Genomic DNA, 23775 nt, shown 5'->3' on the forward strand with positions numbered 1-23775 from the left:
TGTGTGAGGAGCAAGTTGAAATTAAAGAGCGTCTGGGGTGGAAACACGGCAACACTCCCGGACGCTTTTTAGTATTTACCCTGATTTTATGTAACCATCAAAAATAAATAGCACTTTTTGAAATAAGTGGCTTGTGGAAATGCAGAAAGTCGTAGCTGTAAATAGTCCGGCTTGCTACTTCCCCCTAATGAATGGACGCTATGAAGTCAAGCCAGGAATGATGTTGCTTGGTTCCTGTTTTGGTAATGGTCAAGCTGATAAGCAAGTATTTCAAATTGATAATAATTTTACTGATTACCGCCAGGCTAAACTGTTAGCCCGTGGAGAACGGTTGAGTAAATATTACCAGACTCATAATTATTCTAAGGCTGTGGCAGGTGCGATCGCTCGTTTAATCATTGACCGCCTCACCCAAGAACATCCCCAATACTTTAGCTACGAACAATTAACCGCCAATACCTGGAGATTTTATAGCCAACTCACCCAAGAAATACTTTATTTAGATGCAGACTGGCAGTTACAAAAAGTTGAAGGTAGTTCACAGGTTCCAGCTTACGCTTCTAGCCTGGATGCTTTAGCCGCCCAAGTACAAGAAGATTTTACAGTTATTTGCTGTGGTCATGATGGTGGTAATTGGCTGAGTGCAGTTCACTTGTGTTACCCCAACCATTGGTCAGCAGAAGAAAAAATTGGTCAAGATTTTGCCACCATACATATACCTGTGGCGGGGATGGAAAAAATTAATCGCCGTGCGGATGCGATCGTGCATACTATGATTAACCGTCCACCAATGGTGCGCTTTGCTTGGGGTTTGAGTACCGATATGCGCCTAAATCATCATCCTGAACCACCAGTTGGTGTATTAGTTAACCAGTGGCAAGGTAGAAGCTTTGATTCTCAGCATCCCCAGCTGTATTTGCGAATTGAACGACAAGTTATTTGGGGACTACCACAGTATCAAACAGCATTATTTACTATTCGTACTTATTTTAGAGATTGCACTGTGCTGAAACAAGATTTGCCGTTACGGGGTAAGTTATGTGCTGCAATTGAATCTATGTCATCAGACTCACTTGTTTACAAAGATTTAGTAGATAGTAAGGCTAGTATTTTACGTTGGCTCAATCAAGATTGAATCAAGTAGTGATATCAATTAGAACTCGTGCATAAATATTTTTTGATAGAATACAGGGTTGTATATTTCTCTCCCAGAGTAAAAACAATTGAGATAGTTAATTGATTCAGCAATTAGGTGTAGGTTGGGTGGAGGAACAGAACCCAACATTCACGCATACTTTGTTGGGTGACGCTATCGCTACACCCAACCTACTATAGGACTCATATTTGATTTATGAAAAAAATCAGTACACCCAGGTCAGGCTTTTTTCCTACTCCCTACTCCCCATTCCCTACTCCCTGCCTATCGCGCTTGCGCTGCGCTTCTCTGCGAGACGCTTTGCGAACGCGCACCACACAACTAGATTCAGAAATCAAATCGGATTCCTATATTCTCTTAACTAGGCAGAATTAATTACACAGTGTCGTTTTTCTGTTCCCTGTTACCTATCTCCACCGTTGAATTTAATTTTGTCCAACTATTTACAACGTCTCGAAAACAACCGATTAATTGCATCATTTTTTAACTAAAAAATAGGCTGTAACATACTCAGGTAATTGGCGGATATACTGGTTAAATTCTTGGCGATTTTGAAAAATTCCTGCTAAAAAATCGAGTTGGTAAAGATTAGGTAAAAAGGCTCCACCTGTATCAGCAATTACTCCCATTCTCAGATTTTTACGCCCACCTTGGTTATGTTCTATGACTACTATTTTACCTAAGCCGACATTGAGGACATCACCAGCAAAAGTCACTCCTGGTTTAATTGAAATTTTGGCATCTATTTTGTGACCATAACCTTTAATGGCATCGACTTTTTTAAAATACCAATAACGCTTTTGGGCTGTTCCTTTTAAACCCCGGACGTAAGACATCCCATTATTTCTATCGACATTAAAAAATGCTTGGGAACCATCGGTGAATTTAATCAAGATAGTACCTTGCAACAAAGCTTCTTCTAAGCCGTCACGGGTGAGATAAGCTAATGGTTGAACTTTGCCAAATTCTTTACCACCAGGTTCATAAATGCCGGATAAAACATCTTGTTTGGTGTAGCGTGTATAGAATTTATCTGTAATTGCGTTATCTTTTAAACTATAAATTGCTGTATTATATTTAGCTGTTTTCGTCCGCGAACCTGTATGGGTAAATACTGCATATTTAGTGATGCGTAGCTGTTTTTGACGAGTATTTTGCTTGTTATAAGCATTCCACCTAATCACCCGAAAATTTTGATTGATAAAATTCGGGTCTTGGAGACGTGTCGGGCGATTATTAGCAATGTCTTCTTTTAAGACAATAATCATGAAATCTAATGTTTTGAGAACATCTTCGACACTGACTCCTTGAGTTCCTAATACACCCTTACGTTGAATATCTGGGTCATCTTTGGCGTGGTCTTTGAAATATTGTCTGGTATTAACCAGGGTACTTAATAAATCTGTTTGGTTAAAATTAACTTTGCTGGTTGGTAATTTAGTTGTCGATAAAATTTGATTACCATTAATACTAAATTTATAATTCTTCCACTCGTCAATTACAGGATAGCCTATAGATACACCAGCCGCATATTTATCAGGTGTATTCAGACTCAGTGTTTGCATTGCAGCCAAGGAAATTTGCGGTTGAGATGAGTCAGAATTATCTTGACTGTTTTCTGATGATGGGAGTTGTAGGTTTTTTAACTGAGCAGGAAAATAGCTATGAGCAAAAGTAGCAGTTAATAATGATGCAATACCCAAAGATAGGCTGATTGTGTGATGCAAAAAGTTACTCATAGGCTCGAAAAAATTGCTATTAATCAATAATAATTACACTTGCTTAATATCTGGGCGATATTAATTTGACAATCCAGTAACCGTGATTACAATAGTGGCATTATAACTAAGTTCATCTTGCTAGAATCAAGCTCATAAAATTCAGTACTTCCCATCATCAGCTAATAATAGATACTCAGTAAGAGAAGAGCCATGAAACTCTGGCGCTAAATTGTGCGGAGGATTCATGAAAAATTTACGTTATTTATCCAAAAGAAAATAACTCATATTACCGTTTCTCTGTCAATACGTAACATTTGTACAAATAGCAGCAAATGATACTGTCAAAAATCTTACATGACAGTTTAATCATCAATAATCTAAAAAAAATCTAAAAAATGTTAAGTATCTCTATTAATCAACCTTTACCCACTGTGCCGCGTTTGGTGACAGCTTTACCAGGAACTCGTGCTAAAGCAATTGTAGAACGCGATCGCGCCGTAACTTCCCCATCTTATACCCGCGACTATCCCTTAGTGGTGGCTCGCGGTCAAGGCTGTATGGTAGAAGACGTGGACGGCAATGTATTTTTAGATATGACGGCTGGTATTGCTGTTACTGCTACCGGACACGCCCACCCAGAAGTTGTGCAAGCCATTCAAGAACAGTCGGCTTGTTTGCTGCACATGTCAGGGACGGATTTTTATTATGAACCAATGGTGGAATTGGCGGAAAAATTAGCTTTTCGCGCCCCCTTCCCAGAAGGTGCAAAGGTATTTTTTACCAATTCTGGGGCGGAGTCAAATGAAGGCGCAATTAAACTAACTCGATATTACACCAAGCGATCGCTCATCGTTGCCTTTTTGGGTGCATTTCATGGACGTACCTACGGCGCAATGTCTTTGACTGGTTCTAAAACAGTGCAACGGGCTAACTTTGGGGCGTTAGTTCCGGGAGTCACTCACATTCCTTACGGCACACACGCCAGTTTAGATTATTTAGAAACCCAGTTATTTAATACCATGTTGCCGCCCCAGGAAGTTGCAGCGATTTTTGTTGAGCCAATTCAAGGCGAAGGCGGTTATATTGTCCCTGAAGATGGATTTTTGCAAAGAATCCGAGATATCTGCGATCGCTACGGCATATTAATGGTAGTAGATGAAGTGCAATCAGGGATGGGGCGTACAGGCCGCTTGTTTGCTATTGAACATTGGGGTGTAATGCCCGATATTATCACCACCGCTAAAGGTCTTGCCAGTGGTTTACCCCTCGGCGCAATTCTCGCCCGCCCAGAATTAATGACATGGCCGCCCGGTTCCCACGCTACCACATTCGGCGGCAACCCTGTAGCTTGTGCGGCGGCTTTAGCAACATTGAGACTGTTGGAAAGTGGCTTAATCAGCAACGCTACCCAAATGGGAGAACTATTACAAGCTGGCTTAACCCAGTTACATCAAAGATTTTCCAAAATGTCCTTACCCAGAGGCAAAGGTTTGATGGTAGCAGTGGATTTAGTCGATGCAGCTGGTAACTATGATAGTAAACTACGCGATCGCATCATCCAAGAAGCCTTTTTACGCGGTTTATTATTACTTGGTTGTGGTAAAGCCGCCATTCGTTTTTGTCCACCCTTAATTATTGACAGCCACCAAATCCAAACCGCTCTCGATATTCTCTCAGATATTCTCCAAAGTGCTGAGTGCTGAGTGCTGAGTGCTGAGTAGACAAGGTAGAGGGGGTAGACAAGGTAGAAAGATCGCTCCCGTGTCCCCCGTGTCCCCTGTGTCTCCCTTGTCTCCCGTGTCCCCCGTGTCCCCCGTGTCTCCCTACCCCTCTGCGTGAAAAATTATGAACCCCGAACTCGCATCTTATCTCTGGGAAGCACTTTGGCAAGAATACAAAGCCAGAGTCAATTATGCCCAAATCTACCAAAATATGATTACAAACGCGGGGGGAACCGTCGCTAACGACCATATTGCTTTTCGGTCTTTGCGGTTGCTAGTCGATACTCCCCAAGGAAAGATTAACTTAGGTATCAACCACTTAGGACAAATAGCCACAGCATTGGGTTACGAAGTTGCAGGTGAATATACATTTACCGCCACCCATCTTTATGCGCGTCACTATCAGCATCCCCAAGCAGCAGAATTTGACTTACCCAAACTTTTTATTAGTGAATTAATTGTTGATGAATTACCAGAAAATATTGCCCAACTGATTTATCAAACAGTCTCAAAAATTCCTCATCCAACACTTTCTTCCTTGACACCAAGTTTCTCAGATGAAAAACAATTAAAACAAATCTTTTCTCGTCCTTGGCAAATTCCCCGACGTTCTGTTGTGGAGGAAGTGAATAAAATCACTCAATATGGCGCTTGGGTATTGTTGCATGGTTACGCCGTTAACCACTTTACAGGATATATTAACCGCCAAAATACCCCTGCATATCCTGATATAGATACTACTGCTGACGCTTTGGTGAAATTAGGTGTCCCGATGAAAGCCGAAATTGAAGGTGATGTAACTTGTGGTTTGCGCCAAACTGCAACTCACGCCGTCTCAGAAATGGTGACAGTCTTAGATGACAACAGTCAAGCAGAAATCCAAATACCTTGGACTTACGCTTATTATGAACTTGCCCAGCGTTACATAGTAGAGTCAGAACCGGGAAAGCCAAAACTGTTTCAGGCTTTTTTAGGCAAAAACGCTCAACATTTGTTTGAAATGACTAGTACAACAAGGCAAAAGTAAGCTGAATTGTGGGTGGTCTTTTAACTCAGCACTCAGCACTTTTAATTCAGTCGTTGGAGTTGGTCTTCTATAGCTGCTAAAAGTTGAGATTGTTGCCAATTTTGGTAGAGATAAGCTGCTATGCAGGCGGCTCCAGCGCCTACGCCTTCTTTCACAAAACCTTGCTCATAAGCTTGGAGTTGTGGATAACGAGACTTGGCAAAACTTAGCTGTGTTGATAGTAGTGGCGGGATTATACCAGGATGTTTGCGGCTTTTATCCAAACTGAGGGCTAAATCCACAGTTCCCCCGGTGGGGTCTTCGGCTACCCAGCGAGTTGTACCGACAATTACTTCAGTCGGTTGCCAAAATAAGTTATGTGCTTGGGAAATTGCTGTAGTTAAAGCGTAAACTGCCAACATTTGTGTCCCGCCTGCTAGGATAACTCCACAACGACGACTAGCTGCGATCGCCATTCCTGCCAACACCACTTGCATTGGATCACCCACGGCTGCGACAATTTGTAGCGGATTAGCATCATCAGGAATGTGTTGTAAGCCAGATTGAACAACTTGCCATTTTTGTTGATGGTTACAAATGGGGTGACTACTGTTAACTTTACCCGTTGCATCTATACCTAAAGCCGTGAGTACAGCTAAAGCAGTTGTCGTTCCGCCAACCACACATTCACTCAAAATGACGTAACTTTGCGGAGCTTCAGCCGCCAAGCGATCGCCCCAAATCAGCCCTTGTTCTAGCAAGTGTTTGACTGTGGCTAATTCCATCGCCTTACCTGTACTTAAACACCTCGCAGGCGCACCACCCAAATCAATTGCTGGTACAGCCGGAAACAAAGGTAATCCCGCATTAAATAAACGCACAGGTATTTTGAGTCCTTCCACCACAGCACGCGAAATTAACACAGGCGATGCGCCCGCCGTCAGTGGTGGTAAAGGATACTGCGGTTGATATTCAGCACCATAATATAAAAATTCTGCATCTGCACAAGCCGTATACTTGCGGTCTGCTGGTGTGCGTCCAGCCGCCGAAATTCCCGGAATTAAAGCAGTTTCTGTAAAACCTAAAACACAGGCAAACACAGGTAAACAACCACCATATTTAGCAATCCAGGCTTTACCTTGTTCTATTTGAGTATAAATACGAATCATAAATAGGACTTACGCACAAAGATTGTCTGTGGAAACTGGGTGAAAGGGTGAAAGGGTGTGGGGTGTAAGGGTTTTGGATACATACACACCTATATCCCTATACCACTTCACCCTTCCCAAACCCTTGATTTTTTGTCTCATTGCGTAATTCCTAATCAATTGAAGAGTCAAGTGTCAAAAGTCAAGAGTTAATAGTGAAAAAACTCCTGCCTCCTGCCTCCGGTTGGTGAGCGAAGCCGAACCACTGCCTTCTCTACCCTTCATAATCCATCATGACTTGTACCCAGCGTGGCGGACGGGGAATAGGATTACCTAAACGATCTAGTAGTAGCCATGCTGCTAGATGTACAACAAATAAATAAATAAAGTTATTAATAACCACCAAAGCCAAAGCCCCGACTTGAATCAAAAATACGCTGGGAGTGTTTAACAATCCGAGTTTGAGAAATATCCACTCAGAGATTTCTGTAACTTGATTAATTAAATAAATCCATAAATCTTCCCCGGACAAGATAGACAGCAACCACATCCGAAAAAAGAAGCCCAAAGTACCTAATAACGTAGCTAAAGTAATCGACACAATCCAAGGAACTCGACGATGCCAAGTTGCGCCTAAGAGTACACCCATAAGAGCAAAAGGCATCACAAATAATAGACTACGAACAGGCCCCATCAGTACCGATAACAACAAGCCAGAGGTAACAGCAGCCATCCATGCTGCTCTGTGTCCCCAACGTAGGTAAACTAGAGCGATCGGCACAGGAAAGAAAATCCGTAATACTGGCCCCAAAGGAAAATAAAAATTAATAAACCAAATTAAACTGGCAGTACTGGCTAAAAATGCCGTTTCTACCATCCGTAAAGGTGCTGCGGCTTTGAGTTGGGGAGGTTGTAACTGACTTTGGTTTTGGGGTAACTCCTCTTGAGTAGGTGGTAAAGACGCAGAAGATAGGCTTTCCTCTGGCTCATCGGGCAGAGAATCTACAATACTCATTTTGAAATTTTTTTATACAATCAATCTTTCCAGGGCTGACACATCAGGAATACAAATAGTTTCTTGATCCCGTTGAATTAGCCCTTTCTTTTCTAACCTAGTTAAGACTCTTGTCACTGTTTCTCTTGCCAACCCACTTAAACTACTTAATTCTCGATGAGGCAGATTTGGAATTTCTGTTCCTGTTTGCGCTCGTTTTCCCTGACCTTCAGCTAAGAATAACAAAGTATCAGCCACCCGCGATTGACTGTCAGATTCTCTCAGCCGCAAACGACGGTTGACTTGGCGTAAACGCCTAGCCATCAACTTGGATAATCTTACACCTGCCAAGGGTTCAATTTGGAGTAACTTGACAAAATCTTGAGCAGGCAAACTACCAATGACTGTGGCGGTGAGGGTAATGACATCGGTCGAGCGAGGTACTTCATCTAAAGCCGCCATTTCACCAAATAATTCGCCCTTACCTAAAATATTGAGGGTTACTTCTTTACCTTCCAAATTATAGGTACGAATTTTTACCCAACCTTCAAAGATAAAATATACAGAACCACCCCAGTCATTTTCCAACAAAATCACTTGATTTGCTGGGTGTGTCCGCGTCACAAGATGGATAAGGGCTGGTTCGACAACAGATTCGGGCAACCCTTGAAAAAAGGGAGCCGTTCTGATCCACGGGTGAAAAGGTTCTTCTTGCAAGCTATATCTGTCTCCCATTACGGCATCTTCATTAAAAGGTGTTACACACAAAAAGAAAAAAAAGTTAATTGCAGCCTAAGCTATAAATGCCAATACTTTTTAAAATACAGAGTTCAGCTAGGTAAACAAAATCACAATAAAAGCATTTTCAGAACAGTCTTACTGACGCAGTTTAAATAAAGCAAAACTTTTGCAAGTAATGTCTAAGTGCCTCTGGGACAATTTTGAAAACTCTAGCTGCATTGCAAAAATATTTACTTAAAAATATAGGCAAACCACATTCATGATACTCAAACTAGTTAATTTTTGCTAACGCCAAATTTGCGGATAAGGGTTTAAGGGTTTAAGGGTTTGAGGGTTTAAGGGTGTACTTCGACAGGCTCAGGGCGGAGCTGCGCTCAGTAACCAGGGTTTAAAGACTTCACCGTGAGCGTCAGCTGAACGGTGTATTATCCAAAACCCTAACACCCTCATCCCCTTTCACCCCTACACCCAGTTTTCACAGACTCTCTTGGGGAATAAGTTTATTTGTGTTCTAGTTAACTTGCCATTCCTAGACTCCTTAGCTAGATTAATGGCGCGTGTGGATGTAAAGTGGAGGCAATTTGCTAATTGGGTTCGGACTTCTGGCTGATTTGTTGCATTTTTTTATGTTTTTAATTGTGAAGTCCCAGAGGCTGTAACATCGCCTGTATGGTAAAAGGTCAAACAAAGTACTTAATCAACTTATTTGGCTGACAATTGGTAAATATTTTTGTATCCTGGTACTTCAATTAGCATTCCAGCTAATTACCGTGATGCCTGATGAAAATGAGGCTAGGGTTAGGGGCTAGAGGCTAGGGGCTAGAAATGCTTTTTGGATGAGTAAAAATTACTCAGCACTCAGCACTCAGTACTCAGCACTCTCAAAGCAGTTGCTACCGTTATTAACTTTGATAAGCGTCAATTTCTCACCCAAGTTAAAAATCCAGTTCTAGCTAAGGTAATTCTAAAGTGACTTCCCGCGCTGATGAAATTCAAAAACTGATCGCAGATATTGATAACTTACTCACTAACAATGGTAAGCGACTGCCGAAGTTGCTGTCTGGTCAAGCGCCAGAAGCCAGAGAGGTTTTAGAGAGGGTTCGTAATTTTCTGGTGAATTTGCCAGCAACGGAGGCTTTGTATGGTAATATACCTCAGCCTACGGGACAGCTACAACAGTCACCTTTGTTGACGAGATTTGCTGAACAAGTTAATTACCAGTCATCTGGAGAGTTATATCCATCTGAGTCAGCAGAAAATAGTGGACTGAGTAGCCAGCTAAAAAGTGACTTGGCGACATTAATTCAACCACTACAAGCAGAATTAACGGCGCTGTTGCAAGAACGCTCGACTTTGATGCAGGAAATTCGGCAATTAGAGCAGAAACGACTGCAAAATTATTCTTTAAGTCAGCAGTTAGCCAATCAAGAGCAAATTATTGGGGAATTTTTACAGGTGTTGATGAGTCGCCTTGTCCCCACGATCGCACCACATATTAACTCAACACCAGCCCATGATTTTCGTGCTGCTAGTCATAGTCAGTACAACAGTATAGAACTAACCCCGGCTGCAAGTACGCCTACATTAGATTCATCGGCGCAGTTAGAACAGTTAAATCAGTTTGCCACGAAATTAGACCAACGTTTATTGTCGCTGGATGGTACGGTAAATGTCGTATTTGATGCACTCCAGCGCAATATTACTACTTACCAAGAGTCTTTATCGCAAGCACTGGCGAGAATGCACAGTACAGGCTTGCAAAGTGAACAATTGCTAGTGAGTTTCCTGAATAATTGGACTCAGCAATTGCAGCAACAGATTAATAATCTACCAGCAACGACAGTAGTTAAAGAAACACCAGCAGCAGCGCGATCGCCATTTCCCACTGCCATAGAAACTGCTAGTGTAGAAAATGCTCAATCAGTGGTAATTACTAATACAGAAGCATCTAGTCCATCACTCGAATTACCCCAGCCAGAAGTAGAGTTTACAGACGATGTGGCGGCTAATGATTTGGATGCAATGCTACTGGAATTGACTGGTAGTATTCCACCAGCGACTGATGCGGCTATTCCCCTAGAACTGGAGGGGTTGGAAGATTTAGAAACATTGGCGGATGATTCCCCACCACCACTAACTGCGCCGACACTTTTGCCCACACCAGAAGCCTCAACACCACCGCCAGAAATCTCTGGAATGTTTAGTGATTTATCGCCACCAACTTTAGAGTTGAATGATGAGGTAGATCAACTTTACGCCAGTTTATTTCACGTCAGTCAATCACCAGAAAATTCCACAACCCAATATGAAATAGCGACTGAAACCTCCACTCAGCAATTTCAACCCAGTTCTGTCACTTTACCGACTTCTACAGAACCAACACCAGATACTTCTGCCAAAATTCCTCCCGCAGAACCAGAAACATCGTTTACGACTGTCACAGAAGATGCTGTTAACTCAACAACCGCACCGTTATTTGAGGAAAATGTCGCCTTACCAGAGTCGATATTCACTCAGTCAGATGCAGGCTTGTTAGAAGCAAATCATTTACCACCGCAAAACACAGCCACTAATTCGCCGCCATTTATTGATTTATCTTCAGATTTTCAACAAAAGTTATTTTTTGAAGAACCTGAATTTTCCCATACAACACTCAGCTATTCGCCGGCGATGCGGGAAAATATTCCTGTGCAGCCAGAACATACTGATACAATTACTTCTCTAACTGAACTGTTTGCCGATGCTAGTAGTGCGGAGAATTTATGGCCGGGTTTGTCGCCTGCGGAAATTGCATCAACTTTAGATGAACCTGAACCTACTCCTGATGTGGGAGTGACATCTGAGGCGGAAGTGCTGGAGAATACTTCCGATAGATATATTGCGGCTTCTCCCCAAGAGAATTTGCTTGCGCCAGAGGTGATGCAGTCAGGAAGCATACCGGATATTTCTTTAAATGAAGAACAGTTACGGCAATTAAATCAAGATTTAGCCAATTTTGACGAGATACTCAACTATCAGTTAACAGATGTCTACACTTTGGCAGATATAGAAGAACCGCCAAATGTCGCCTTACCCAATGCACAAACCCTAGACCATACGCCAAATGTGGCTTTTTCTCGTCCGGCTGTAGCGCCAGTTGCACCCATATCGTCGCCACAAACCGAAGTTGATTTAAACTTCTCTCCCGCCAACGAAAAAAAAAAGCAAGAGAAATCGGGTTCCGGTTCCCCAACTCAGGTAGAAATTCCGGTCGATGTGCATAATTCGGTTTGGTATTTAGGTATTGATTTAGGCACAACTGGGATTTCGGCGGCGTTGTTAAATCGCACTCAGTCGGTGGTATACCCAATATATTGGTCAGCAGAGAATATTCCTGGTGCGACGGCTTTTCAACATTCGTTTCGTTTACCTGCGGAAGTTTATCTGCCGAATGCTTCCGTGGCGCAAGGTGACAGTAATGTTAAGAGTAGCCAATGTTCTGCACAGTTAAAGCCTTATTTACAAATAGCTGTACCTTACAAAAGTGAACAGCAAAAATGGGAACCTGTACTGCAATTCAATGAATTTTCCGCAGGGCCGTTGATTTGGGTGGTACGATCGCTTTCTAAATTACTATTAACCCTCAAATCTGATCGCCAGAGTACCACACAAGGTCTAATTGCTATGGCGGTGGGAATTAATCAGCCGACTTTCCACACCATTATGAGTAAAATCGCTGGGGTGATTTGTACTTGTCCCGCGAGTTGGTCAGAACAATATAGATTTAATGTGCGGGAAGCTTTATTAACTAGCAAAATTATCCAACATCCCCAGCAAGTCTTTTTTGTGGAAGAAGCGATCGCTAGTTTAATTAGTGTATTTGATAAAAGTGACAACCAACTCATTCAAGTGAGCGATCGCACTGGTTTACGTCCCGTCGAAACCACAGAACCGTTAATCGGCAATACTTTGGTAATTAATATTGGCGCAACCGCCAGCGAAATGGCTTTGGTTGATATCCCCGGAAATCTGCTGCAACTAGCGCACACAGATTTTATGCTGCATAGTTTTCCCTACGCCAGCAAGGGGATAGAACAAGATATTATTTGTCAGCTACTCATCCCACCAAAATACCGAGAACCACGGAAGAATAACCAAAACAATGGTCAAAAGAATACTAGTAGTTCTGGGTATTGGCAACCAGCCTTTGCCAATGTTGACAGAATGCAGTGGCAAAGTTTGGGGTTAGATAAATTTGATTTACCAAGGGCTGGAGAACCTGATATTGGTGTGCGGATTCGCTTACAGCAACGGTTGGAAAGTTCAGTTTTAGGACAAGCTGCCCTCGAAGCTGCCTTGGCTTTGAAGTTAATTTTGCAACATCAAGAAAACTTCATCCTAGAATTGGCAGATCAACAGTGGACATTGCAACGGCGAGACTTAGAAAGTCAAGTGTTTGTCCCCTTTGTCCGCCGCCTGAACCGGGAATTGAATAAATTACTTGTAGCGCGGGGTATTCCCACAGAAGACATTAATCAAGCCGTGTTGACTGGTGGAGTCGCATCTTTAGGAGTTGTTTATCATTGGCTACGGCAAAAACTCCCCAACGCCAAAATTATTCAGGACTCATATTTAGGGGAGAATGGCGCACCAAATTGCAGCCGAGTTGCATTAGGTTTGGCAATGTTACCCTTGCATTCCCAGATTTTAGAAGAACCAAGACAACAATACACCGACTATTTTCTGTTTACCGAATTGCTACGCCTACTACCAGAGCGGAGTTTATCATTTAACGAAGTGCTTCAGTTGTTTGAGGGTAGAGGAATTAACACGAGTATTTGTCAGCAGAGATTATTGGCATTTTTAGAAGGAGAATTACCAGCCGGGTTGATTCCTACACCACCGGAGTCAGCATGGCTAACCCAGCATTCATCTCAGAATTTAGATTATCAGGCGATCGCAACTGCACCTTTATTTGAAAAGCAAGGTAATCTCAGCTATCGTCCCAACTCCCAGCAATTGTCCGCCTTGCGTCGCTATTTAGCCGCCGTCAAAGCCAGTACCCAGCAATCTTTAGAGGAACCATACACGGTTAACTTTGTTCAGGGAGTGGTGAGTAGATGACAGGTGTAGGTTTCAAAAACATTGATTTAGGGTATAGGAGTGTAAGGGGGATGGAACTCTGATTAAATCGTCAGTAAGGAGTTTTTTTGCTATAAATTAACCAAAACTTGCCCGATCGCACCTATTAATTGTTTTTGTTCGACAGGTTTAACTAAATGGATGTGAAAACCTGCGGCTAGTGCTTGTTTTTGGTTGATTTCTCCAGCATAAGCTGTCAGAGCGATCGCCGGTATTTTCCCGCCTTGTTCTGGTGGTAAGGCGCGAATCAAACGGATGAGGGTATAACCGTCAATTCCCGGCATTCCGATATCACTTAACAGTAAGTCTGCCGTGTTATTGGCTAAAAATTCTAAGGCTTGGCTACCAGATGCGATCGCTGTGACTTTAGCACCAAATTGTTCTAATATCACAGTCAAAAACTTGCCTGTATCTAAATCATCGTCGACTACCAAAATATGTAAACCGGCTAAATTTACTGCCTCATCTATTGTTGAAACAGGTTTATTTTTTGGCATAAAATCCAGCATTAATGGCAATCTCACCGTGAATGTTGCCCCCATTCCTTCCCCTGGACTTTCTACTTTTACCGTACCCCCATGCAGTTCTGTGAGATGGCGCACAATTGCCAATCCTAATCCTAAGCCACCAAATTGACGAGTAATTGTGCCATCAGCTTGCCGAAAATAATCAAATACGAATGGCAGAAACTCTGGACTAATACCTTTACCATTATCTTGAATTTGAATTTGGGCAAAGGTATCAACTCTTTCTAAAATAATTTCCACTTTAGCCCCAGTCATGGGAGTAAATTTAATCGCATTGGAAAGCAAATTACAAACTATTTGTTGCAGGCGTTCAGCATCTCCTTTTACCCATGCTGTATCCACACAAATCATTTTCTGAATTTGCATCCCTTTAGCTTCCACTGCTAGATATACAGTATCGAGAGAGGCGTGCAGAATATCAATTAAATTGATAGGTTGAAGATTTAAAATTATTTTTCTCTGTTGAATCCGTGAAACATCTAATAAATCTTCAATGAGTTGGATTTGCAATTTAGCATTTCGCTCAATGGTTTCTAAGCCATGTGTGAGTTTCTCATCATCATATTTGCGTCTTCTGAGTAGTGTTACCCAACCCAAAATCGGATTCAAAGGAGTTCTTAATTCATGGGAAAGTACAGCAATAAACTCATCCTTAATTTTATTCGCCTTTTCCGCTTCACTCCGCGCCGATTGTTCACTATATAAGAGATTTTCTCGCTCAACTTCTGCCTGTTTCCGCGCAGTAATATCCCGAAAAAATATCCCTAAGCCGTCTTCAAAAGGATAAGCATGAATTTCTAGCCACATATTTTGCGGCGGATATAATGCTTCAAAATGTACAGGAATTAATTGTGCGATCGCCCGCAAATATTTTTGCTCAAATTCTGTACCTTGCATTCCTGGCCATTGCTGCCAATAATTTTGTGCCAGCATGGTTTCTGGGGTTGTACCTTTGATTTTAGCTGCTTGTTGGTTAGCATAAGTTATTTGCCAATCTTGATTAACGGCAATAAAAGCATCTGTCATGCTTTCTAAAATATTACTCAAGCGATTTCGCAAATCTTTTTCGGCTTTTAACAATTTATCTTTCTCTCGGTTTGAATCTTCTAAACAAATATTTGTTTCTCTTAATGAATCATTTAATTTAATTAATTTATCCGACAGTTCAGCCCGTTCTTGATATTCGCCAATTCTAAATTTTTCAATAGCTAGTTCTACTTGTATTTTAGCTCTTTCGGTAATTGCCACCCCAACCAATAAAGTCACAATTGACTGCACTAATAAACTTAATTTATGCACATGCAAAACTTCTGGCTGTACAGGAAAACTCGGCAATAAAATAGCGTTAGGATAGATTACCAAATAAGAGAAAAGTGTGATTAAAATAGAAAATGTTGAAACCAGCATCCCTGTAGAAACTCCGAAGCGTGTAGCCGCCCACATTACAGGAATAAAGCTCAAAAAAGATAACTGTTGAAATCTAAACTCGGTGTTAGTATTTGTAGAAACTTCTGATACAGTTACCGAAGCAATACTAATACACAAAAATAAAATAGTAGTAACTTCTAATAATAAAGGGCGACAAGTTCGCATTCTAAAAGTTGGGCAGAGAAAATTTGCTGTCGGATCATGAGATAACCAACCCTTAGATTGCAGATAAGGCGTTAATACTAACAAGATTGTAGGGGTAAAACACATAATACCGATCGCATTGCCTAACCACCAGTGAGTAATACTGTTAGTGAGTTGAGCAGCCGACATTTTGCCTATAGCCACCCAACCTAAACTACCAAACACAGCTAAACTACTGCTGGCAAACAAAGGTACAGTTAAGGTAAAAATAGCAGCATCTTTGAGGTTATGAAACGTCAGAGAACCATGCCAAAAACGACGGTAGAGTAACCAAGCAACCAGGGGTTCGACAATATCGATAACGCCAATAAATCGCTCCCAACCATGCAATCCCCAAACAGGAGCCATGAGAAAAGATGCAATACCTGTGAGGATAATACCATCAAGGCCAAACCAAAAACTTAGTGCGATCGCTACCCCAGATGGCGGAAACCACAAAGAAACCCCTGGCTGAATACGGTAAATCTGCGCCATTCCATGAGCCGCAACCAAAGCTAATAATCCCAGTGATAAAATCAAAAGCCGTCGATGTTTGGCACTCACCCTAACAAATTGCGACAAACGCTGCATAATTGCCCAGAGAAATTTAGATTGTCCGCCTACCTATATTAGTGCCAATTAACAGTCATAGCACCAGACGCTACTTTTTGCGGCGATGATTGCAAAGGTAAATATTTCTGGTGTATCAAAATATTGTTTGAATAATGTGATACCAATTCTCTGTAAGCTTGCACGAAATAATTATTTTTGTCTTCCTTGGCGCTCTTGGCGTTCTTGGCGGTTCGTAAAAAAATTAACTGCATCTTCATAGAGAATTGGTATGAGTTGAAGAGCAGTTCATCAAGGTCGGTTAATAACTATATCTCAGCGTGATACCATTTCACTTTAAAAATGATACGGATATGCAAGTAGCGCCTCGACTTCTCCTGACGGAGACGCTGCGCGAACGCTCGGCGACCAGAAGCAGAGTTGCAGAGGAAGCGATTTCTATCAGTAATTTCGTGAAATGGTATGAGTTAGATGAAGCGATCGCTGGTTGTAAATATAAATAAATTTAACTTAATGTTTTGTGAATTAAGCAAAAGAATCATATCATTTACGACAACAAAAAATAGAGCCTGCCAAAACAGACTCTACCAATTAATTAGAAAAACTAGTTTTTCTATAGCAATCCTATCTGAGGGGTTTTATATGCTCTCTTCCTTATCTCCCCTATCTCCCTTGTCTATTTGATATAGAGATCCTATTACTACCGTCCACTACCAAAGCGACGAGTCCAATCACCCCAAATTGCAAATGTCAAACCAGGAGTTTGAATATTTACAAACAAAGTTCTTCCCGCAGGATCAAAGCAAGCACCAGCAAATTCATTGTCGGCGAAGCGATCTCTAATTGCAGAATCAGGGTTATTGGCAAACAGAATATTTTTCGCAAATTGATACAGTTCACCTTTTTGGCTCACACCGACAACATATTGTTCTCCGCCACCATCTTCGCAAAGGAAGAGGTCTCCAAAAGGCGCAACAGTAATGTTATCTGGCTCATCAAGAAGTTCACCAGTAGGAGCTGCTTCAACTAAGAGAGTGATTTCTTGTCGAGCAATGTCATATACCCAAACTTGACCATTACCTCTGGTGGAGTCAAAAGCGGGAGGGCCGCCTTGAGTAGCAGTAAAGTAAATTAATCCCTTAGCATACCAAGCACCTTCACCCCGGAAGAAAATAGCTGCTCCCTTGTCTTGTGCTTGAAAGCGGACTCCACGACGATTACTTTCTGAACTGGGGTTAGGATTATCCACCTTCACCCATTCCACTGGAAAGGCTTGACCAACGGGAATGCGACCTATTTGACCACCCAAATTCGGATTATTGCTGGTATTCACCGCAAAGTTATTCACACCTGGTTGGTTTTTGATTTTCAAAGCGTAAAGAGTACCACCTTTAGCTAAGTCACCAGGTCTTCTGGGTCTGACATTCGGTACAAACCGATAAAAGCAGCTATCACCTTGGTCTTCTGTTTCGTAAACATCACCAGTTCTGGGGTCTACAGCTATAGCTTCATGGCTAAAGCGTCCCATTTCGATTAAGGGAACAGGATTGACCAAACCGCTATTTTCGTCAGCTACAACTTCAAAGTTGTAACCGTGGTTTCTGACTTCTACCGCACCGGAACTGGTGATGTTAGTACTGGTAGAGAAGGTTTCTTCACAACTAATCCAACTACGCCAAGGTGTGGGGCCACCAGCACAGTTACGAATAGTTCCAGCCAGAGAAGCAAAATCTTTGATCAGTTCACGGTTAGGGCCAACTATTAATGTAGTGGTTCCACCTTGTGCGCCTGTGGAATATCTGGTTCCACCAACAACCGGATTTGGGGAAGAAGTACCTAATTCATGATTCCGCACCAGAATTGTGGTGTTGCGAGGCCCAGGAAATGCAGCCATACCATCATGACCAGCAGGTACTATGGAGCGATCGCTCATTGTCTGACCAGTAACTGAAAGAACACGATAGTTGAATCCTGGGGGAAGTGCAAGGATCGTCTCTCCTCTTAAATCACCCGCGACTGTATTGGCCAAATCTGATGAGTTCAGGGGTAATCTCGGTTCTAACGGGCCATAGCCGATTCCCCTGACCATTTGCCCCATAGCAGCCTTAGCATAAAACGCTTCTAAAGGAGAAAGCACGGTAGCACCTGCGGCGCTTGCACCAGCTAAAGTTAAAAACTTACGTCTTGAAAATGCCATTATATTTAATTTCTTTTTCCTGATAGCAGAGTAATCAGGAGAAAAGTTATTTGGCTGAGATTAAGACGAGATGATGAAGAGTTTAACTATTACTTAGTTAAATTTTCGTTATCTGTTTTGGAAATCATGAATGAGGAGTCAGCAACCACAATTTAGGATGACCGTTGATTTTCCAGCCATTGCAAAATTCGATTCCAAGCCCACCAAGGATCAGGGTCTTGCGCTTGGAACTGACACTCTTTGCTACTTAAATAGCCAACATGACCCCCATAACGGGTGAGTAGCAAATCTAGGGCGGAATTTTGGCCACAGGCGGCTGCTAATTCAGGGACGATATCTGGATGAAATAAAGGATCATCCGCAGCGTAGATGATTAAAGTTGGTTTCTGGAGTTCTGGTAACAATTGGAGGGCGCTGCTGGCTTTGTAGTATGCCTCTACACTGGGAAAGCCCAGCCTTTCAATTACTAGTTCGTGGTCAAAATCCCAAATGGTGTTTGTTCTTTCTATGGCTTGAGGGTCAATAGTTCCAGGATGAGCATCATGAATTCGCCAAGCGAGTTTTTTTAATTCACGCACAATACTAGCTTCTATGAGTCTACCAAAGCGGTCTTTGGTGAGGTAGGTGAGCGATCGCAACGAATCCAAACTCGGACAAATTACTGCGCCACCACCAATATCGCTATATTCGATACCCAAATTTTCATTACCCTGGGTTAATTCCCCAGCTGCTTTAATTCCCCACAGGGCTAATTGTCCCCCCAAAGAAAACCCCATAAACCAAAATTTGCTGGGACATCCCATCGCCGCCGCCGCCGCCGCCAAGCGCACAAAATCTTCACCCTCATACAATCCGTCAGATGTTAAAGTCGGTGACAAATCTGCCGTTCTACCGTGCGCTCGCCAATCAAATAACACCACAGCATAGCCTTGAGAGTATGCTTTGCGTCCTAACAACCGCAAAGACCATTCTTGGTCTAACTCGCCCGTGATTCCATAGGTGGCAATGATTGTACTGTGGGCATTGTCGGGAATAGCTACCCAAGTAAAAATCGGCACACCTTGTCCACCCATCAATATTGTTTTATGATAGGGCGGCTCTGGTTGAGCAACTGTACTTTCCCAGTAACGTTTTCCCCAAAAAGCGGTGTAAACAGTCATTGCTAGACCATTTTGTAAAAATTTAACTGGATTGTAGGGCGGGTAACACATCATTTTGCAAATTTCGTGTATCTTAAGTTTTGTTTTTCATGAATTAGTTTTAATATTTATGTTAGATTTAAAATCTTTTTTATAATCAAGACAGAAATCTTTGTATTCACCAAAGATTCTTATTTTTCCTTAAAAAGTAGCAATAATTTTTTTAATAATGCCGAGGATTCTAGTCATAGACGATGACCCAGCAATTTCCGAGCTTGTTGCCGTCAATTTAGAAATGGCTGGCTATGATGTCAGTCAAGCTGAAGACGGTATCAAAGGTCAAGCTTTAGCTCTCCAGCTACAACCAGACTTGATTATGCTCGATCTCATGCTGCCCAGAGTAGATGGATTTACAGTTTGTCAACGCCTCCGTCGAGATGAACGGACTGCGGAAATTCCCGTGTTGATGCTGACCGCCTTAAGTCAGACTCAAGACAAAGTAGAAGGCTTCAACGCCGGCGCAGACGACTATCTCACCAAACCATTTGAAGTTGAAGAAATGCTGGCGCGGGTAAGAGCTTTATTGCGACGTACTGACCGCATTCCCCAAGCCGCCAAGCACAGCGAAATTCTCAACTACGGCCCCTTAACCTTGGTTCCTGAAAGGTTTGAGGCGATATGGTTCACTGAGACAGTGAAACTGACCCATTTGGAATTTGAGTTACTCCACTGTTTACTGCAACGCCACGGACAAACAGTTTCTCCTAGCGAAATTCTGCGCGAAGTTTGGGGTTACGATCCTGATGATGACATTGAGACGATTCGAGTTCATATTCGTCATTTAAGAACTAAACTCGAACCCGATCCCCGCCATCCTCGCTACATCAAAACCGTATATGGTGCAGGATATTGTCTAGAATTGCCCAGTCTGCCTGCATCAGCTGAAGGCGCTTCTGCATAAGTGGTTGACTAACGCAATCTATTCCTTGACCTCAGCCCTAAATTTGCCGAATTCATCATGTTGTGTGTCATGCTGTGGGGAATGAGGTTTAGTGGTTTTACCAAGGAAAACTCTAATTTCGCCTGCTTGACTCTACAGAAAGCTACCTTCCAATAGACATCCTTTTGTGGGGGTTGGTGCTTAGTAGGCGAATGCTACTCTATTAGTACTACAGTGCTAATTAATCGCCACGAGTCCAATAGCACTGCAATCAGTCAAAAATTGGCATTCTCTTGAAACAATTTTGAGGGAATGCCAATCAATTTAATGTAGCAAAATATATGCTTCACGCCGTGTGCAACTTTCCCTCAAACCTAACCCCCAACCCCTTCCCTTTTAGGGAAGGGGAGCAAGATTCAAAGCCTCTACGCCACTTGCTTCAAGTCGGGAAACCCGCCCAACGCAGTGGCTCCTCCTTTCAGGGGAGAGGTTTGGAGAGGGGTTTCAAAAATAAGTTGCATATCGCGTTACGTCACTATTCACAATTCACATTGACTTCTGACTTCTGACTTCTAGCTTCTGCGTTTTTAATAACCAAAAATTACAGAGGAGCCGAGGTACAAATTAATTCACAATGGACTAACTGCCATTGGAATTATCTGCACTTCTTCTCCTCTGCTGTGTTTACTACCCTATTGCTGCTTTTAGGGAGCAAGGGCGTTACCGCGAATTAAGCTACCAAGGGTTTTGGCAGTAATTTTTAGTTGGGTAATGGGGTTAGCGGGGACAACTGTTTTGTATAGATAGCTGTCGAAGGTGAGGCGCTGTACATCCATGTCAGCACACATTTCGACGAATGCTTCACGGGTTGCATCAGAACGATAGAACACGCTCTGCAATATGTCTAACACTTTGTAGGTGAGTCCGTATTTCTTATCCCAACGCTTGATATAGATTTTGAGGTCGTTTTCTGTGGGGATGCGGCTACCGTTGTTGGAAGTTTCCACAATGGTTTCAGCACACATTCTTCCAGATTTAGCGGCAAAGTAAATTCCTTCCCCAGAAGACTTAGTAACGTAGCCAGCAGCATCTCCAACTAAGGCGATGCGACCAACGACGCGACGAGGACGGGGATGTTCAGGAATGGGATGCGCTTCGACTTTGATGATTTTACCGCCTTCGAGTTTTTTGGCAGCACGAGCGCGGATACCTGCTTGCAATTGTTTAATACTGGCTTTATTGACGTGCATTGTGCCAGTACCAACAGCTACGTGATCATATTTGGGGAATACCCAAGCGTAGAAGTCGGTGGAAACGTCATCGCCGACATACATTTCGGCTAAGTCGTTGTAGTACACCATTTTGTCTTGGGGTAAGCGAATTCGCTCTTGGAAGGCGATCGCATAATTATAATCCCCAGCATCCATTTCTTTGGCAATGCGGGAATTTGCCCCATCCGCCCCAATGATTAAATCTACTTTCAGGGTTTTTGTAATACCCTGCACGCCGCCTTCAGTATGGTCAACGTAATGAATTGTATAGGGGTCGGTATTATTTGTGGGTATATCGACTTTATGAACAGTGGCGTTAATTAAAGTTGCACCTAATTTTGCCGCGCGATTCCGCAAAAAGCCATCGAGGACTTCGCGGCGACACATTCCTATATATTCTTCTTGATTTACCAGGTTAATATCAACCTCACGATTGGAAGGCGAAATCATTTTCATCTTCCGCACCCGGCGATCGATAATCTCTGGTGGTAGGTCAAATTCACCCACCATACAAAGGGGAATAGCGCCCCCGCAGGGCTTGGCATTGTCCAGCTTGCGCTCAAACAGGTAGGTTTCAATCCCAGCTTTTGCCAATGTTTCGGCGGCAGATGAACCAGCAGGGCCTGACCCCACAACAGCAACCCGTAGTGTCAAAGGTCTTCTCCCAATCTTGACATTTACCGAAAGCATCCTACCACGGTCTTTTGGCTGATTTGGCGCTCACCCTCTCAGTTTTGACAGAAATGCAATATTCCTTAATGTTTCGATACAAAACTAGGGAGTAGGGAGTGGTGAGTGGTGAGTAGGAAGTCTATGGTAACGATTGTATGGAATTTAGGAATAGTGATTCACTGTGAAGAATTGGGAATACTCTTTTTTACTCCCTATTCCCTACTCCCTATTCTCTACTCCCTATTCCCTACTCCCTATTCCCTACTCCCTACTCCCTATTCCCTACTCCCTACTCCCTACTCCCTACTCCCTACTCCCTACCTGTGCAGATTTCTTTACTAGACTCTTTCACCCGCCGAGTTAGCGTTAGTGTGATTACTGGATACCAAAAGCATATTTCTCCCCACAAAGGCTTTGCTTGCGCCCATAGGATTTTATATGGGGGCGAATCTTGTTCCCAGTACATCAAGCGCGTAATTGCCCAAGACGGTTTGAGGGTGGCGTTAATCAAGTCCCGCACCAGATTTCAAGCTTGCAAACAAGCTAATTTAATTTTGCGTTCCCAACTGGATGATTCTGAAGATGCAAAATCAGAAGATGAAGCAAATACACAGCCAGCAAAAAAAGACAATGGCAGTAATAATTCTCAATCTTCCAATACAAGCTGTAGCAGTAATGATAGTGCTTACTGTGTAGATTGTGCTGATTTAAGTTGCAATTGTGCTGATATGGCTAATATCTTGGGTGATTGTGATTTTTTTCATTGTCACGCTGTAGATTGTAGTGGCGCTGATTGTGGCTTTCTTGATTGTGGTAGTTGTGGTAATTAAATAATCTTCAGAATTCAGAAGCCAGAATTCACAATACTATGAGACACTTTCTGAAGAAATTAATGGTTTGTAGCCGGGAATATCTAGTTGATAAGAATTTTGACATATATGGAAAGCTTGACCTGCTAAATAAGGATAAATTAAAGGAATCTGTTGATGATGAATCCGAATTTTTAGGCGAGATTGAGCAGTGAGTTCAAGCAAATTGTTCCTGTCCGAAATTCCTGCGCTCGGATGAATCCCAATATTGTCTAGTTCGTGAAGGATAGGACAAATCCTGGACAATGCGCTATATCCTTCCATTTTGGACTAGCGGCAAAGTTATGGTTCCAGGCTGTCAATTTCATCCAGTATTAGCTGACGCAGGAATGAGGTTTATAGTGTTGTTGACGGCAAAGTTATGCTTCCAG

At 42.5% G+C, this 23775-nt stretch carries 16 protein-coding genes; 7 read left to right on the forward strand and 9 right to left on the reverse strand.

What is annotated here, in order from left to right:
- The first annotated feature begins 139 nt into the window (after positions 1-139).
- A complete protein-coding gene (locus tag H6G79_RS19380; protein WP_190591512.1) occupies positions 140-1135 on the forward strand; it encodes a DUF3445 domain-containing protein in 996 nt (331 codons plus the stop codon).
- Between the two features lie 497 nt (positions 1136-1632).
- On the opposite strand, the gene H6G79_RS19385 is transcribed toward H6G79_RS19380, so the two are convergent.
- Positions 1633-2895, reverse strand: a complete 1263-nt coding sequence (locus H6G79_RS19385; protein ID WP_190592202.1) for a hypothetical protein — start codon at positions 2893-2895, stop codon at positions 1633-1635.
- Positions 2896-3272: 377 nt separating this feature from the next.
- Here H6G79_RS19385 and H6G79_RS19390 point away from each other — a divergent pair, with 377 nt between their 5' ends.
- Both H6G79_RS19390 and H6G79_RS19395 read left to right on the forward strand, forming a co-directional pair.
- Positions 3273-4580 (forward strand): acetyl ornithine aminotransferase family protein, encoded by a 1308-nt coding sequence (locus tag H6G79_RS19390; RefSeq protein WP_190592203.1) that lies wholly within the window; start codon positions 3273-3275, stop codon positions 4578-4580.
- A 142-nt stretch (positions 4581-4722) separates the two neighbouring features.
- Complete coding sequence (locus tag H6G79_RS19395; protein ID WP_190592204.1) at positions 4723-5625, forward strand: DUF1338 domain-containing protein; 903 nt, start codon at positions 4723-4725, stop codon at positions 5623-5625.
- 41 nt (positions 5626-5666) lie between these two features.
- Here H6G79_RS19395 and cobT read toward each other — a convergent pair whose 3' ends face one another.
- The 3 genes from cobT to H6G79_RS19410 form a co-directional block, all read right to left on the reverse strand.
- Entirely contained in the window at positions 5667-6773 is a 1107-nt protein-coding gene (gene cobT, locus H6G79_RS19400) for a nicotinate mononucleotide-dependent phosphoribosyltransferase CobT (protein WP_190592205.1), read from the reverse strand.
- Between the two features lie 253 nt (positions 6774-7026).
- A complete protein-coding gene (locus tag H6G79_RS19405) occupies positions 7027-7767 on the reverse strand; it encodes a DUF2232 domain-containing protein (protein ID WP_190592206.1) in 741 nt (246 codons plus the stop codon).
- 12 nt (positions 7768-7779) lie between these two features.
- Positions 7780-8481, reverse strand: a complete 702-nt coding sequence (locus H6G79_RS19410) for a Crp/Fnr family transcriptional regulator (protein ID WP_190592207.1) — start codon at positions 8479-8481, stop codon at positions 7780-7782.
- A 975-nt stretch (positions 8482-9456) separates the two neighbouring features.
- Between H6G79_RS19410 and H6G79_RS19415 the strand changes: the two genes are divergently transcribed.
- A complete protein-coding gene (locus tag H6G79_RS19415; protein WP_190592208.1) occupies positions 9457-13590 on the forward strand; it encodes a hypothetical protein in 4134 nt (1377 codons plus the stop codon).
- Positions 13591-13679: 89 nt separating this feature from the next.
- Here the strand turns inward: H6G79_RS19415 and H6G79_RS19420 are convergent, their stop codons facing one another.
- Positions 13680-16337: an MASE1 domain-containing protein gene (locus H6G79_RS19420; RefSeq protein ID WP_242048456.1), complete on the reverse strand. Its 2658-nt coding sequence runs from the start codon at positions 16335-16337 to the stop codon at positions 13680-13682.
- 332 nt (positions 16338-16669) lie between these two features.
- On the opposite strand from H6G79_RS19420, the gene H6G79_RS19430 reads away from it, so the two are divergent.
- Positions 16670-16819 (forward strand): hypothetical protein, encoded by a 150-nt coding sequence (locus H6G79_RS19430; protein WP_190592209.1) that lies wholly within the window; start codon positions 16670-16672, stop codon positions 16817-16819.
- Positions 16820-17016: 197 nt separating this feature from the next.
- On the opposite strand, the gene H6G79_RS19435 is transcribed toward H6G79_RS19430, so the two are convergent.
- Both H6G79_RS19435 and H6G79_RS19440 read right to left on the reverse strand, forming a co-directional pair.
- Complete coding sequence (locus H6G79_RS19435; RefSeq protein WP_190592210.1) at positions 17017-18513, reverse strand: alkaline phosphatase PhoX; 1497 nt, start codon at positions 18511-18513, stop codon at positions 17017-17019.
- Positions 18514-18665: 152 nt separating this feature from the next.
- Entirely contained in the window at positions 18666-19727 is a 1062-nt protein-coding gene (locus tag H6G79_RS19440; protein ID WP_190592211.1) for a YheT family hydrolase, read from the reverse strand.
- 154 nt (positions 19728-19881) lie between these two features.
- On the opposite strand from H6G79_RS19440, the gene H6G79_RS19445 reads away from it, so the two are divergent.
- Entirely contained in the window at positions 19882-20613 is a 732-nt protein-coding gene (locus H6G79_RS19445) for a response regulator transcription factor (RefSeq protein WP_190592212.1), read from the forward strand.
- Between the two features lie 683 nt (positions 20614-21296).
- Here H6G79_RS19445 and chlP read toward each other — a convergent pair.
- Positions 21297-22517 (reverse strand): geranylgeranyl reductase, encoded by a 1221-nt coding sequence (gene chlP, locus H6G79_RS19450; protein ID WP_396019811.1) that lies wholly within the window; start codon positions 22515-22517, stop codon positions 21297-21299.
- 341 nt (positions 22518-22858) lie between these two features.
- On the opposite strand from chlP, the gene yidD reads away from it, so the two are divergent.
- Positions 22859-23365, forward strand: a complete 507-nt coding sequence (yidD, locus tag H6G79_RS19455; RefSeq protein ID WP_190592214.1) for a membrane protein insertion efficiency factor YidD — start codon at positions 22859-22861, stop codon at positions 23363-23365.
- A 36-nt stretch (positions 23366-23401) separates the two neighbouring features.
- Here yidD and H6G79_RS19460 read toward each other — a convergent pair whose 3' ends face one another.
- Positions 23402-23668 carry a type I-MYXAN CRISPR-associated protein Cas6/Cmx6 gene (locus H6G79_RS19460; RefSeq protein ID WP_242048458.1) on the reverse strand — a complete coding sequence of 89 codons (267 nt, stop codon included), beginning with the start codon at positions 23666-23668 and terminating at the stop codon, positions 23402-23404.
- Between the last annotated feature and the right edge of the window lie 107 nt (positions 23669-23775).

Source organism: Anabaena sp. FACHB-83, assembly GCF_014697485.1.
Lineage (GTDB): Bacteria > Cyanobacteriota > Cyanobacteriia > Cyanobacteriales > Nostocaceae > Nostoc_B.